Below are 14,121 nucleotides of genomic sequence, written 5' to 3'. Positions count from 1 at the left end.
TAGCTATCACTCTGATAGCAAAAAGCAAAAAAAGTTATCCTGCAAAACCCCATACTTTTGTAAAATGAATCAAAATTTTAAAAAACAAACCACCAAAATTTGCATTTTATCAATTGAAACAGATACGGTATCTTTGCGTAAACATACAACTACACTATGAATTATTTTTCTACTAATTTCACTCTTGGTATTCTTGGTGGAGGGCAACTTGGTAAAATGATGCTGGCCGACACCCGTAAATTTGACATTCAAACTTATGTATTAGACCCAAGTGATGAAGCGCCTTGCAGAATGGCTTGCAATAAGTTTTACAAAGGCAACTTGATGGATTACGACACCGTATACCAATTTGGTAAAATGGTTGATGTATTAACTTTTGAAATAGAACTGGTAAATCTTGAAGCCTTATTGCAATTAGAAAGTGAAGGACTTACAATTTATCCATCACCTAGAACTTTGCAACAAATTCAAAATAAAGGCAAACAAAAAGATTTTTATGTTGAAAATAACATCCCTACTGCGCCTCACCAACGTTTTGTAGATTTAAATGATTTGAAAAAATCTTTAGAGAAAGACGAATTGGATTTTCCTTTTGTGTGGAAGTGCGCCGAATTTGGGTATGATGGTAACGGTGTAAAAGTATGCCGCTCTACCATCGATTTATTAAAATTACCAGATGTTGAATGCATCGCTGAACAAATGGTTCCATTCAAAAATGAATTAGCAGTCATTGTTACGCGCTCTGCTTCTGGCGAGGTGAAAACGTATCCTGTGGTTGAAATGGAATTCCATCCCGAAGCCAATCAAGTTGAATATGTGATTTGTCCCGCACGAATTGATGATAATGTGGCTCAAAAAGCAATCGAAATAGCACTAAAAGTTTCTGAAGCCTTTGATCACGTCGGGTTATTAGCAGTTGAAATGTTTCAAACCGAAGACGATGAAATTTTAGTCAATGAAGTCGCTCCAAGACCACACAATTCCGGGCATTATTCCATTGAAGCAAGTTACACCTCTCAATTTGAAAATCATTTACGCGCCATTTTAAACCTACCTTTAGGAAACACAGATAGCAAAGTTGCTGGAATAATGGTAAATTTGGTTGGCGAAGAAGGTTTTTCGGGTCCAGTACTTTATGAAAACATCGAAAAAATAATGGCAATTGATGGCGTTACTCCTCACATTTACGGCAAAAGAGAAACAAGACCTTTCCGGAAAATGGGACATGTTACAATTGCAAATGAGAATATGGTTGAAGCAAGGAGAATTGCGGAAGAAGTTAAGAATAGTATTAGAGTGATTAGTGGTCAGTAACAGTAATCAGTCGCAGTTGGAAGTTTTAAAAACAAAAAAACTTGAAACCTTAAACTTGAAACAAAAAAACAAAATGAGCAAAGTAGCCATCATCATGGGAAGCATTTCGGATATGCCAGTAATGCAAGAAGCCATCGACATATTAAAAGGATTTGACATCGAAACTGAAGTTGATATTGTTTCGGCACACAGAACACCTGAAAAATTATTTGATTTTAGTAAAAATGCTCACAACCGAGGTATCTCAGTAATTATTGCTGGTGCTGGAGGCGCGGCGCATTTACCCGGAATGGTTGCTTCTATGTCGCCGCTTCCTGTAATTGGCGTTCCTGTAAAATCGAGTAATTCCATTGATGGTTGGGATTCGGTATTGTCAATACTTCAAATGCCAGGTGGTGTTCCCGTGGCAACAGTTGCGCTTAATGGAGCCAAAAATGCCGGTATCCTTGCCGCGCAAATCATCGGTAGTCACGATCAATGTGTGTTAGACAAAATCATTTTTTATAAAGAAGGATTAAAACAAGCTGTTGACAAAGCAGCATCTGAATTGAAAAAATAATTATCTTTAATAAAAAGAAAACTATGAATATTCAAACTTCAAAAATTGAGTTAGCCAAAGTTATTTTGGATATTGAAAACCCAAAATTGATTGAAGAAATTATTCATCTGATTCAATCTAAAACTACTTTAACCGAAAACAAAAGACAGCCATCGATGAAGCTATTATTTCTTTAGAAAAAAAGGAAGGGATTGCTCACGACTTGGTCATGGAGGAAACAAGAAATCGCTATTCAAAATATTTCAAATAGTGATTGTTATTTGGTAGCCACAAGCAAAAAAAGACTATTGGCAAAACATTGATTACCTTGGAGCTGAATGGTCATTTCAAGATGTTGTAAATTTCCTAGACAAAGTAGACAACACAATTGCTCTATTGGTAAAGAACAACATTGAATTTATTTCTACAAATTACAAAAGCGTAAACAAAGTTGTAATTACGAAACAAATAACGCTTTACTACAGAATAAATTCTAATACCATCGAATTACTCCGATTTTGGAATACGTACCAAGATTTAGAAAATTTAAAACTTTAAAACGTAAGGACAAGTCCCGACTTGTCCCTTCAAATAAAATTATGAAAACACTTACCTCAACATTCAATACCAAACACAATACAGCACCATTTTCGGCAATAAAACTAGAAGATTACAAACCTGCTTTTATCGAAAACATCGCTGCCGCAAAAGCTGAAATTGATGCTATCATTACTAATTCCGACGCTCCAACATTTGAAAACACTATTGTGGCTTTAGATTTTGCTGGTGAACAATTGGATAGATTATCATCGATTTTCTTCAATTTGAATTCGGCTGAAACTAATGACGAAATGCAAAAAATTGCTCAAGAAGTTTCTCCATTGTTGACTGAGTTTAGTAATGACATCGCTTTAAACGAAAATTTATTCAAACGAGTTAAATCCGTTTACGATCAAAAAAAATCTTTGAATTTAACTACTGAACAAGCCACTTTATTAGACAAAAAATTCAAAGGATTTTCTAGAAATGGAGCTTTATTGAATGAAGAAGACAAGTTAAAATTACGAGAAATTGATACCGAACTTGCCAAAATTAAATTGACGTATGGCGAAAATGTTTTGGCCGAAACCAATAACTACCAATTGCATATTACAAACGAAGATGATTTGAAAGGTTTACCTGATGGCGCGAAAGAAATGGGCGCAAGTTTGGCAAAATCAAAAGAATTGGAAGGTTGGGTTTTCACTCTTGATTTTCCGAGTTACTTGCCTTTTGTGACTTACGTTGAAAACCGCGAATTACGAAAAGAAATTGCCATTGCTGCCGGAAAAAAATCATTTCAAGACAACGAATTCGACAATAAAGAAAACGTAAAACGTATTGTAGAATTACGTCATAAACGTGCTAATTTACTGGGATACAAATCACATTCTGACTTTGTTTTAGAAGAACGAATGGCTCAAAATCCTGAAAAAGTACTTTCGTTTTTGAATGATTTATTAGAAAAAGCGAAACCAGCCGCCCAAAAAGAATTTACTCAATTAACCGCTTTCGCAAAAGAACTTGACGGAATTGATCAGTTAGAAAAATGGGATGGCGCTTATTATTCTGAAAAATTAAAACAAAAATTATTCAACTTTGATGATGAGATTTTAAAACCTTATTTCAAGTTAGAAAATGTTTTAAATGGAGCTTTCACTATTGCCGAGAAACTATTCGGAATTACTTTTAAAGAAGTTTTTGATATTGACAAATACCACGAAGATGTTCAAACTTTTGAAGTTTTAGATTTCGAAAACAAATTGGTTGCTGTTTTCTATGCTGATTTTTTCCCAAGAAAAGGCAAACGAAATGGCGCTTGGATGACATCATATAAATCGCAAGCTATAAAAAATGGAATCAATGAAAGACCACATGTTTCTATCGTTTGTAATTTCACACCACCAACAGAAACGAAACCTTCGTTATTAACGTTTAATGAAGTCACGACCTTATTCCACGAATTTGGGCACGCCTTACACGGAATGTTAGCCAATACTACTTATCCAAGTTTATCTGGAACTTCAGTGTATTGGGATTTTGTGGAATTGCCAAGCCAAGTAATGGAAAACTGGTGCTACGAACCAGAAGCATTGGCATTATTTGCTAAACATTATGAAACGGGTGAAGTTATCCCTCAAGAGTACGTAGAAAAGATTAAAGAAAGCGCAAGTTTTTTAGAAGGAATGGCAACATTAAGACAGATCAGTTTTGGACTTTTAGACATGACCTATCACGGAAAATCGCAAGTAATTGAAGATGTAAAAGCTTTTGAAAAACAAGCAATGGCAGGTACAAGTTTATATCCTGATGTTGCTGAGAATTGCATGAGTACTTCATTTTCTCATATCTTTCAAGGCGGATATTCTTCTGGATATTACAGTTACAAATGGGCCGAGGTTTTAGATGCCGATGCTTTTGCCTATTTCCAAGAAAAAGGAATTTTCAATAAAGAAGTGGCTACTAAATTCAAAGACAATGTACTTTCTAAAGGTGGCACCGAATTACCAATGGAATTGTACAAAAAATTCAGAGGTCAAGAACCAAAGGCAGATGCGTTGTTGAAACGCGCTGGATTACTATAGATCAATGTTAAAACACATAGTAAGTTATAAAAGGAAGTCGAGGTAGCAATATCTCGACTTTTTTTAATTGGTTTTGCGTTAGGGATTGCAGAGAAAAGCCCACAGCAAGGAGGAACGACGCAGCGAGGACTTGCAACGAAAAGCCCGACCTGAAAGGGAACGCCCAAAACAAAAATAAACTTTCATTTATTATTGAAAGTTCGAAAACATTATTTATCTTTACACTATGACAATGAGCATTCATGCGATTTGCATTTGACCGTTTGAAAAATAATAAAATCCACAAATGAAATTCAAAGAAGCAAAAAATAAATTCGTTCAAACGTGGGGTGCATTAGGCAGTCAATGGGGGATTAATAAAACCATGGCTCAAATTCACGCGCTTTTGATGGTTTCACACGAAGCCGTTTCGATGGAAGACATTATGGAGGAATTGCAAATTTCGCGCGGCAATGCATCTATGAATTTACGTGCTTTGATGGATTGGGGAATTGTTTACAAAGAATACAAAGCGGGCGAACGCCGAGAATTTTTTACAGCTGAAAAGGATTTAGACGAACTGGCTGTGAAAATTGCGAGAGAAAGAAGCAAACGCGAAATCAAACCTGCTTTGAAAGTACTAAAAGAAGTTTCTTCCATAACATCAGACAATACCGCCGAAGAAAAACATTTTGTAGATCAAACTACTAAATTGTATGATTTTGTTCTAAAAGCAGATAATGTTTTGGATAAAATGACGGAATACAAAGACAATTGGCTAGCTAAATTGGTTGTTAAAATAATGAAATAGTTTTTTAATCATTTTAAAAATAGCATTATAAAAAACTATTCAATGAGACCACTAAAAAACAATAACAAAGAACAAATCAGATAAAAAAATTTAATTAAAACTTTCATTTTTTTCTGAAAGTTTGAAAATAAAACTTAAAATTATGAGCTTCTTAACCGCAGAATGGAATGATTTAGCGATGTTTAATTACGAAATCGATCCAAAAATTTTAGAAAGTTATGTTCCAAAAGGAACTGAACTCGATTTATGGAACGGCAAATGTTACATCAGTTTAATTGGATTTATGTTTGAAAACGTGAAAGTATTAGGAATTAAAGTTCCGTTTCATGTGAATTTTGAAGAAGTCAATTTACGCTTTTATGTAAAAAGATTCGAAAATGGCAGTTGGAAACGAGGCGTTGTTTTCGTCAAAGAAATAGTTCCGAAGCATGCCATTACCATTGTCGCCAACACCTTATACAACGAGCATTACCAAACCTTGAAAATGCGTCATTCAAGAACCGAAAATGCGATATCAAAATCTTTTCAATACGAATGGTTCAAGGATGCAAAATGGAATTCCATTTCCATGACGACAGAAAAAAATCCGATTCCGATTGAACTAAATTCAGAAGCCGAGTTTATAACTGAACATTATTTTGGGTACACCAACTACAATAACGATAAATCAATTGAATATGCAGTTTCGCACCCAAGATGGGAACAACTAAAAGTAATTGAATCGAAAATTAATGTTGATTTCGAAAGTATTTACGGCAAGGATTTTAAGTTTTTAGAAGATTTAAAACCAACATCAGAATTTCTTGCTGTTGGTTCGAAAATAACGATTGAAGGTAAAAAAACGATAAAATAAAAATCATGAACTTAACAATCCCAAACTGGCTGATTATCCTAAGTGGAATAGGTCAAATATTTACAGCGATGATTTATCCTTACATCCGTCATCAAGTTTTTGATTGGTATAATGATGTGAAACAACTCAAACCTTTGAATCAAGAAATAGCAAAAACTTACGGAAGATACATTCAAGGTTTGAACTTTTCTTTCGGATTGATAGCCATTTTATTTACTAATGAATTAAAAGAACAATCTGCATTAGCAGTTGCCTTGACCGGATTGATTGCTGCCTACTGGGTTGGAAAAGTAGCAACTCAAATTGCCTATTATCCCATGTATGAAATTCCGAAAAGAACATTATTCAAAGTCGGAAGTTATTTTATGAATACACTTTTTGTGCTTTTTGCAGTGGTAAATACGATACTTTTTATCCATAATATATTTGGGCATTATCAAATTTACTAATCATTTGAGCGTTACCCTCCGTAAAAACTTCGGGTCAGGCTTTACGTTCCCGCTTTTTTTCATTGGCAAAAAAGCCAATAAAAAAAGAGCTTCACTGCAATCCTTAACGCAAAACACCTTTAAAAATGACAACCATACAACTAACAACCAAAATAAACGCACCTATTGAAATCATTTTCGATTTATCCAGAAACATTGATATTCACCAACAATCCACTGCAAAATCAAATGAAACCGCTATTGATGGAATAACTTCGGGTTTGATAAATTTAAACGAAACCGTTACCTGGCGTGGCAAACATTTTGGCGTTTATTTAAAACACAAAAGCTTGATATCTGCAATGGAAATTCCAACGTACTTTGTAGATGAAATGCTCGAGGGCGAGTTTAAATCCTTCAAACACCAGCATACTTTTATTCAAAAAAAGGGATTTGTTATCATGGAAGATAAAATTCAATACGAAACACTTTATAGTATTTTCGGAAAAATCTTTGACCATTTAATCCTCAAAAAACATTTAACCAAATTCATTTCTGAAAGGAATTCTTTTATCAAGTCACTAGCTGAAAACCATCAAAAATAACCACCAAAAAACAGGAATACTTTCTACCCAAAAAGAAGCGTAATAGCGTGAACGATTTTCGTTAGCATTCACTAAAAACAAAATTGTAGTAAGTGCCAAAGCTAGTTTCAAAAGAAAAAACTTCGTTTGAAAATCGGGCGTCAAAAACTCCAATAAAACAAACAAAACCATTAACACAACTCCTATTTGCTTGGTTCGTTGCACACCTATTTGTTGCGGAACGGTTTTTAAATGTGGATCATCCAATTTTAAATCGATAACCTCAAAAATTAAAATCAACACAAAAATAAGTAGAAACCTTTGTATCGCCGTAACGCACAATCCATCTGCAAAAGTTCCTTCACTGTTGAGGATAGGTAAAAAAAGCGTCACTCCTACCCAACATAAAGCCACAACATAGATTTTGATTCCAGCCCAATTTCGAGCATTTTTTTGATTCGGAAAAAAAGGCAAAGTATATAACAAAGTCAATCCTAAAAACAATACCGACACCATTTGCGTATTGTAGGCCAAAGTAAAAAAGAAAAAACCACAAATAAGTGAAGAAAAAGCACTAAACGCAACGATCATTTTGAGCTGAAAACCAATAGCTTGACGTTGTTTTTGAACAAGTTGCCCGTACTTAACAAAATTATACCCGACTATGGTTCCAAAAAACACAAAATAACCAAGAGCCACTTGATAAGAAATGTGGAAGAGTTGTTCAGTCATTCGCAGCAAGGCAAAACAGGACAAACCTACGTGAATACTGCTATTGATATAAAAATCAAATATTTGTTTGAAAAACTTCATTAGACAAAATTAATCAAAGTGTTAATAAGAAAGGGATTTAGTTGAAAAATTCACAGAAAATCACGTTTAAAAAGACAATTAATAGCATTTTAATATTTAATTTTACCACCTTTAAATCGCAAGAAACACACAACCCATTTTATACACAATGAAAACAGACGCTTTTGCATTAAGGCACATTGGCCCAAGAGAAAATGATTTAGCACACATGCTCAGAACAATTGGCGCTTCAAGCTTAGAACAATTGATTGACGAAACTATTCCAAGTGATATTCGCTTGCAAGCTGATTTAGATTTGCCAGCGGCAATGACCGAGTATGAGTTTGCCAGTCATATTTATAATTTAGGTAATAAAAATAGAGTTTTTCAAAGCTACATTGGTTTAGGATACCATGCTGCCATCATTCCAGCAGTTATTCAAAGAAACGTCTTTGAAAACCCAGGATGGTACACGGCTTACACACCTTACCAAGCAGAAATTGCTCAAGGCCGTCTCGAGGCTATTTTGAATTTTCAAACTACGGTTATCGAATTAACGGGAATGGAAATTGCAAACGCATCTTTACTTGATGAAAGTACAGCTGCAGCCGAAGCTATGGCACTTTTATTTGATGTTCGCTCTCGTGATCAAAAGAAAAATAATGTTAATAAATTCTTCGTTTCTGAAGAAATTCTACCACAAACACTTTCGGTTTTACAAACGCGTTCTACACCGATTGGCGTTGAATTGGTAATTGGAAACCATGAAACATTCGATTTCTCATCAGAGTTTTTTGGAGCTATCCTTCAATATCCTGGTAAATTTGGGCAAGTACATGATTACGCTTCCTTTATCGCCAAAGCAAATGAAAACGAAATTAAAGTGGCCGTTGCTGCTGATATTTTAAGTTTAGTTAAATTGACTCCTCCGGGTGAAATGGGCGCTGCAGTTGTTCTTGGTACCACGCAACGTTTCGGAATTCCGTTAGGTTACGGTGGGCCACATGCCGCTTACTTTGCAACTAAAGAAGAATACAAACGCTCTATGCCAGGTCGTATTATTGGTGTAACTGTTGATACTGATGGCAACCGCGCTTTACGTATGGCTTTGCAAACACGTGAACAACACATTAAGCGTGACAAAGCGACTTCTAATATTTGTACAGCACAAGTTTTACTATCAGTTATGGCAGGTATGTACGCCGTTTACCATGGTCCAAAAGGATTGCAATACATAGCTAATAAAGTTCATGCTTCGGCTGCAACTCTTGCAAATGCATTGACTGCATCAGGTTATACACAAAATAACACGGCCTTTTTTGACACTATCTTAATAAAAGCTGATGCTGCAAAGGTCAAAGCTGTTGCTGAGAAACATGAGGTTAACTTTTACTATCCTGATGCTGAAAGTATTTCTATTTCGTTAAACGAAACTACAAACATCGCCGACTTAAATAAAATTATAGCGATTTTTGATGAAGCAAATGGAACAACTACCACAGCCATTTCAGATTTATCAACAACAAATCATTTCCCTGAAAATTTAGATAGAAACAGCACGTTCTTACAACATGATGTTTTCAATAAATACCATTCAGAGACAGCTTTGATGCGTTACATCAAAATGTTAGAGCGCAAAGATTTAGCATTAAATCATTCTATGATTTCTCTTGGATCTTGTACCATGAAATTAAATGCAGCTTCTGAAATGTTGCCGTTAAGTATGGCACAATGGAACAACATTCACCCATTTGCTCCACTTGACCAAGTACAAGGTTACCAAGAAATGCTTACTACTTTAGAGCAACAACTTAATGTAGTAACAGGATTTGCAGGAACAACATTGCAACCAAATTCAGGTGCACAAGGAGAATACGCAGGTTTAATGGTTATTCGTGCTTACCACCAATCTCGTGGTGATCACCACCGTAATATTGCTTTAATTCCATCATCAGCTCACGGAACCAACCCGGCTTCTGCAGCTATGGCAGGGATGAAAGTTGTGGTTACCAAAACTCTTGAAAACGGAAACATTGATATTGACGATTTACGTGAAAAAGCAATTCTTCACAAAGATAATTTATCTTGTTTAATGGTAACTTACCCTTCAACTCACGGAGTTTTTGAAAGCGCTATTAAAGAAATTACGCAATTGATTCACGATAATGGTGGTCAAGTATATATGGATGGTGCTAACATGAATGCACAAGTAGGATTGACAAATCCTGCAACAATTGGTGCTGATGTTTGCCACCTTAACTTACACAAAACATTTGCTATCCCTCACGGTGGTGGTGGTCCAGGTGTAGGTCCTATTTGCGTTGCGCCACAATTGGTTCCGTTTTTACCAACTAACCCAATCATTCCTACAGGTGGCGAAAATGCGATTACAGCAATTTCTGCTGCTCCATGGGGATCGGCTTTGGTTTGCTTGATTTCTTACGGATACATTTGCATGTTGGGAGCTGAAGGTTTGAAAAAATCTACTGAATATGCGATCTTGAATGCAAACTATATCAAAGAAAAACTTAATGGTCACTACGACACATTATATTCTGGTGAAATGGGTCGTGCTGCTCACGAAATGATTTTAGAGTGTCGTCCGTTTAAAGAAAAAGGAATCGAAGTTACTGATATCGCAAAACGTTTGATGGATTATGGTTTCCATGCTCCTACCGTTTCGTTCCCAGTTGCTGGAACTTTAATGATCGAGCCTACCGAAAGTGAAAACTTAGAAGAATTAGATCGTTTTTGTGATGCTATGATTTCAATTCGTAAAGAAATTGAAGCAGCAACAATTGAAAACCCGAACAATGTTTTGAAAAATGCACCTCATACTTTAATGATGGTTACTGCCGATACGTGGAATTTCCCATATACACGTGAAACTGCAGCTTTCCCATTAGAATATATCACAGATAACAAATTCTGGCCAACAGTTCGCCGTGCTGATGAAGCATATGGTGACAGAAATTTAGTTTGCTCTTGTGCTCCAATTGAAGCATACATGGAAAGCTAGTCTAACCAAAATATTTTGAAAAACGCCTCGAAAATTTCGGGGCATTTTTTTTGAAGCCAACCACAACCAAATCAATTAAACCCTATAAAATGCAACAACCTAAAAATCAAACAACAAATACCAACATCAAGTATTATCAAAAAATTTCGCAGTAAAATTTAATTTAGACAAAATTATTATCAGTTATTTTGCCAATTATCTCATATTTCATAATTATATGCATGCATAGTAAATTTTGTGATATTTCTATTTTTATATTAGTTAAATTAGCCTCGAAATTTGCAAAATGAACACGATGAAAATAAAAATAGCTGGAATAGGAAGCTATATTCCTGAGTTACAAATAGCCAATACAGACTTTAGCGAACATATTTTTTTAAATGAAGACGGCAGCCCATTTGCCTATCCTAATGAAGTTGTTATCGGTAAATTTAAAGGCATTACCGGAATTCAAAACCGCCGCTATGCCGAGCCACATCTTACATCATCTGACTTAGCCTATTTTGCAGCTCAAAAAGCAATTAGCAACGCTGCAATTGATCCTGAAACTATTGATTACATCATCTTTGCACATAATTTTGGCGATGTTTCCCATGGCACTATCCAATCTGATATGGTGCCTAGCTTAGCAACCCGCGTTAAAAATAAATTGCAAATTAAAAATCCAAAATGCGTTTCCTACGATTTACTATTTGGTTGTCCTGGCTGGATCGAAGGCGTATTGCAGGCCAATGCTTTCATCAAATCAGGCATGGCAAAACGTTGCCTAGTAATTGGTTCTGAAACACTATCTCGCGTAGTCGATGCCCATGACAGGGACAGTATGATTTATTCTGATGGAGCTGGAGCAGCCATTATTGAAGCCTCTACAGACGAGAGCGGTATGCTATCTTACGAAAGTGCCACCTACGCCAATGATGAGGCTGGCTACCTCTTTTTCGGAAAATCCTACAACCAAGACCTCGACCCTGACACCCGTTACATCAAAATGTACGGCCGCAAAATATACGAGTTCGCTCTAACCAACGTTCCCTTGGCAATGAAAAACTGCCTAGAAGCAAGTGGTGTCGCTATAGGCGATCTTAAAAAAATCCTTATCCACCAAGCCAACGAAAAAATGGACGAAGCCATCATCAACCGCTTCTATAAATTATTCAACCAAACTGCTCCAAAAGACATCATGCCTATGAGTATTCATGACTTAGGAAACAGTAGTGTAGCAACGGTGCCGACACTTTTCGACCTACTTATTCGCGGCGAAATCAAAAACCAATCCATTCAAAAAGGTGATGTATTATTATTTGCATCTGTAGGTGCAGGCATGAACATCAACGCCTTCGTATACCGCTATTAGTAGATATTAGTGCCTAGTCCAAAGTACTTAGTGCCTAGTCAGTTTCTCTAGCAAAACTTACTACTAAGGACTAAGAACCAAGGACTAAAGACTAAGGAATTAAAAACTAAGAAGCCCAATCCGGCTGTACATTGCAATTCCTCGTTATAAAATTTGTTTTTCTAAGGCAGGAACGTGCTTCCTTTGGTCGCAGTTACTGCCTTGCAAAACTACATTTTACCACTGCGGGATTTTCATTCCCATCCGGGCTAAAAAACCACGCCCAAAAACACTTTTATTACTATATTTGTAGCTTGGTGCCACGCTGGCAAAATCAATAAAAACCATGTACGAAAAAACATTCCCAAATAAAAGATTTAAGCATACTTTAGAATTTTTACAAAAGCACATCACAACTTCTGAAACTATTTTTGACCTAGGCGTACCCAACCCGTTCTCGAAAATTATGGAACAAAACGGATACACTGTAAAAAACACCACCGGCGAAGATCTTGACAAAGACCAAACTGCGTTACAAACGGAATCTTATACCGTATTCACTGCGTTTGAAATATTTGAGCATTTGCTAAATCCGTACACCGTACTCGAAAACGTGAACTGCGATAAATTACTTATTTCAATTCCGTTGCGACTTTGGTTTTCACCCGCCTATCGCAGTAAAACTGATATGTGGGATAGGCATTACCACGAATTCGAAGATTGGCAACTGGATTGGCTACTCGAAAAAACAGGTTGGAAAATTACCGCTCGCGAAAAATTCACACATCCGGTAAAAAAAATCGGTTTCAGGCCTTTGTTGCGTTATTTCACACCGAGATACTACATTGTTTTTGCAGAGAGAATCAAATAATAAAAGCTAGAATTACAGCTTTTTTATGTTGTAAAAAGCAAAATCAAACCACATCATTGTACAGCCAAAACGCGCATTATGCAGTACTACATCATCATTCCCACTTACAACGAGGAGCAATTCATTTCGTTAACACTTCAATCGTTAGCTGATCAAACGGTTTTGCCTACCAAAGTCATCATTGTTAACGACAGCTCAACAGATAGAACACCCGAAATTGTTGCAGCATTTGCAAGCAAACATCCTTGGCTTGAAATGGTGACTAAAGAATCAGCTGACATACATTTGCCAGGTAGCAAAGTGATTCAAGCCTTTCAAAAAGGTTTAGAAAACATTGATGACAACTACGATATTTTAGTAAAAGCCGACTCTGATTTGATTTTTCCATCCAACTATTTTGAAAAAATCATTCAGCACTTTCAATCAGATGCTTGCATAGGAATGGCTGGCGGTTTTTGCTACATAGAAAAAAATGGCGAATGGGTTCTTGAAAATTTAACCGACAAAGATCATATTCGTGGTGCTTTAAAAGCGTATCGAAAACAAACTTTTAAAGATATTGGAGGCCTAAAACCGGCTATGGGCTGGGATACCGTTGACGAATTACTTTGCAAGTTTTACAATTGGAAAGTGGTTACTGATGACTCACTGCACGTAAAACACCTGAAACCAACAGGCGCTCGCTACGATAAAACAGCACGCTACAAACAAGGCGAAGCGTTTTATACTTTGGGATATGGTTTTTGGATTACAGCAATTGCATCAGCTAAACTGGCGGTAATGAAAAAAAAGCCGTTGCTCTTTTTGGATTACCTCAAAGGTTTTTGGAAAGCTAAGGCCGCACAAAAACCATTACTCGTAACAAGCGAACAAGCACAATTTATTCAAAAATACCGCATGCAAAAAATGAAAGACAAATTGTTTGGCAACAATTAAACGGCAATCACATAAAAATGAAGTATTTTTACATATTAT

Annotated in this window: 13 protein-coding genes; 12 read left to right on the top strand and 1 reads right to left on the bottom strand. The window is 36.1% G+C overall.

Annotated elements, in window-relative coordinates:
• The first annotated feature begins 156 nt into the window (after positions 1 to 156).
• The 8 genes from ACXX8U_RS01610 (at position 157) to ACXX8U_RS01575 (ending at position 7,152) form a co-directional block, all read left to right on the top strand.
• Entirely contained in the window at positions 157 to 1,314 is a 1,158-nt protein-coding gene (locus ACXX8U_RS01610) for a 5-(carboxyamino)imidazole ribonucleotide synthase (protein ID WP_458564326.1), read from the top strand.
• 73 nt (positions 1,315 to 1,387) lie between these two features.
• Entirely contained in the window at positions 1,388 to 1,873 is a 486-nt protein-coding gene (purE, locus tag ACXX8U_RS01605; protein ID WP_221916346.1) for a 5-(carboxyamino)imidazole ribonucleotide mutase, read from the top strand.
• 23 nt (positions 1,874 to 1,896) lie between these two features.
• The gene (locus ACXX8U_RS01600; protein ID WP_458564325.1) at positions 1,897 to 2,049 is read left to right on the top strand and encodes a hypothetical protein; all 153 of its coding nucleotides are present in this window, start codon (positions 1,897 to 1,899) and stop codon (positions 2,047 to 2,049) included.
• Positions 2,050 to 2,451: 402 nt separating this feature from the next.
• On the top strand, positions 2,452 to 4,476 hold the full coding sequence (locus ACXX8U_RS01595; RefSeq protein ID WP_458564324.1) for a M3 family metallopeptidase: 2,025 nt from the start codon (positions 2,452 to 2,454) through the stop codon (positions 4,474 to 4,476).
• Positions 4,477 to 4,762: 286 nt separating this feature from the next.
• The gene (locus ACXX8U_RS01590) at positions 4,763 to 5,266 is read left to right on the top strand and encodes a GbsR/MarR family transcriptional regulator (protein ID WP_458564323.1); all 504 of its coding nucleotides are present in this window, start codon (positions 4,763 to 4,765) and stop codon (positions 5,264 to 5,266) included.
• Positions 5,267 to 5,408: 142 nt separating this feature from the next.
• Positions 5,409 to 6,119 (top strand): YqjF family protein, encoded by a 711-nt coding sequence (locus tag ACXX8U_RS01585; RefSeq protein ID WP_458564322.1) that lies wholly within the window; start codon positions 5,409 to 5,411, stop codon positions 6,117 to 6,119.
• Positions 6,120 to 6,124: 5 nt separating this feature from the next.
• Positions 6,125 to 6,568: a hypothetical protein gene (locus ACXX8U_RS01580; RefSeq protein WP_458564321.1), complete on the top strand. Its 444-nt coding sequence runs from the start codon at positions 6,125 to 6,127 to the stop codon at positions 6,566 to 6,568.
• 125 nt (positions 6,569 to 6,693) lie between these two features.
• A complete protein-coding gene (locus tag ACXX8U_RS01575) occupies positions 6,694 to 7,152 on the top strand; it encodes an SRPBCC family protein (protein WP_458564320.1) in 459 nt (152 codons plus the stop codon).
• Here the strand turns inward: ACXX8U_RS01575 and ACXX8U_RS01570 are convergent.
• Positions 7,129 to 7,944: a UbiA prenyltransferase family protein gene (locus tag ACXX8U_RS01570; protein ID WP_458564319.1), complete on the bottom strand. Its 816-nt coding sequence runs from the start codon at positions 7,942 to 7,944 to the stop codon at positions 7,129 to 7,131. The genes ACXX8U_RS01575 and ACXX8U_RS01570 overlap by 24 nt on opposite strands.
• A 148-nt stretch (positions 7,945 to 8,092) precedes the next feature.
• Here ACXX8U_RS01570 and gcvP point away from each other — a divergent pair, with 148 nt between their 5' ends.
• From gcvP to ACXX8U_RS01550, 4 genes are all read left to right on the top strand, one after another.
• On the top strand, positions 8,093 to 10,942 hold the full coding sequence (gcvP, locus tag ACXX8U_RS01565; RefSeq protein WP_458564318.1) for an aminomethyl-transferring glycine dehydrogenase: 2,850 nt from the start codon (positions 8,093 to 8,095) through the stop codon (positions 10,940 to 10,942).
• A gap of 295 nt (positions 10,943 to 11,237) precedes the next feature.
• Positions 11,238 to 12,296 (top strand): 3-oxoacyl-ACP synthase III family protein, encoded by a 1,059-nt coding sequence (locus tag ACXX8U_RS01560; RefSeq protein WP_458564317.1) that lies wholly within the window; start codon positions 11,238 to 11,240, stop codon positions 12,294 to 12,296.
• Between the two features lie 325 nt (positions 12,297 to 12,621).
• A complete protein-coding gene (locus ACXX8U_RS01555) occupies positions 12,622 to 13,146 on the top strand; it encodes a methyltransferase (RefSeq protein ID WP_210790927.1) in 525 nt (174 codons plus the stop codon).
• A 78-nt stretch (positions 13,147 to 13,224) separates the two neighbouring features.
• Positions 13,225 to 14,082 carry a glycosyltransferase family 2 protein gene (locus ACXX8U_RS01550; RefSeq protein ID WP_458564316.1) on the top strand — a complete coding sequence of 286 codons (858 nt, stop codon included), beginning with the start codon at positions 13,225 to 13,227 and terminating at the stop codon, positions 14,080 to 14,082.
• The last annotated feature ends 39 nt before the right edge of the window (positions 14,083 to 14,121 follow it).

This window comes from Flavobacterium sp. GNP001 (genome assembly GCF_054343775.1).
The sequence above is the reverse complement of the archived record's forward strand: the minus strand, read 5'-3'. Positions and strand labels throughout refer to the sequence as shown.

Coding starts and splice junctions, on each gene's coding strand:
- ACXX8U_RS01580 (WP_458564321.1), top strand. CDS start 6,125: ATGAACTTAACAATCCCAAACTGGCTGATTATCCTAAGTGGAATAGGT.
- ACXX8U_RS01560 (WP_458564317.1), top strand. CDS start 11,238: ATGAAAATAAAAATAGCTGGAATAGGAAGCTATATTCCTGAGTTACAA.
- ACXX8U_RS01575 (WP_458564320.1), top strand. CDS start 6,694: ATGACAACCATACAACTAACAACCAAAATAAACGCACCTATTGAAATC.
- ACXX8U_RS01600 (WP_458564325.1), top strand. CDS start 1,897: ATGAATATTCAAACTTCAAAAATTGAGTTAGCCAAAGTTATTTTGGAT.
- ACXX8U_RS01610 (WP_458564326.1), top strand. CDS start 157: ATGAATTATTTTTCTACTAATTTCACTCTTGGTATTCTTGGTGGAGGG.
- ACXX8U_RS01550 (WP_458564316.1), top strand. CDS start 13,225: ATGCAGTACTACATCATCATTCCCACTTACAACGAGGAGCAATTCATT.
- ACXX8U_RS01570 (WP_458564319.1), bottom strand. CDS start 7,944: ATGAAGTTTTTCAAACAAATATTTGATTTTTATATCAATAGCAGTATT.
- ACXX8U_RS01555 (WP_210790927.1), top strand. CDS start 12,622: ATGTACGAAAAAACATTCCCAAATAAAAGATTTAAGCATACTTTAGAA.
- ACXX8U_RS01585 (WP_458564322.1), top strand. CDS start 5,409: ATGAGCTTCTTAACCGCAGAATGGAATGATTTAGCGATGTTTAATTAC.
- gcvP (WP_458564318.1), top strand. CDS start 8,093: ATGAAAACAGACGCTTTTGCATTAAGGCACATTGGCCCAAGAGAAAAT.
- ACXX8U_RS01590 (WP_458564323.1), top strand. CDS start 4,763: ATGAAATTCAAAGAAGCAAAAAATAAATTCGTTCAAACGTGGGGTGCA.
- purE (WP_221916346.1), top strand. CDS start 1,388: ATGAGCAAAGTAGCCATCATCATGGGAAGCATTTCGGATATGCCAGTA.
- ACXX8U_RS01595 (WP_458564324.1), top strand. CDS start 2,452: ATGAAAACACTTACCTCAACATTCAATACCAAACACAATACAGCACCA.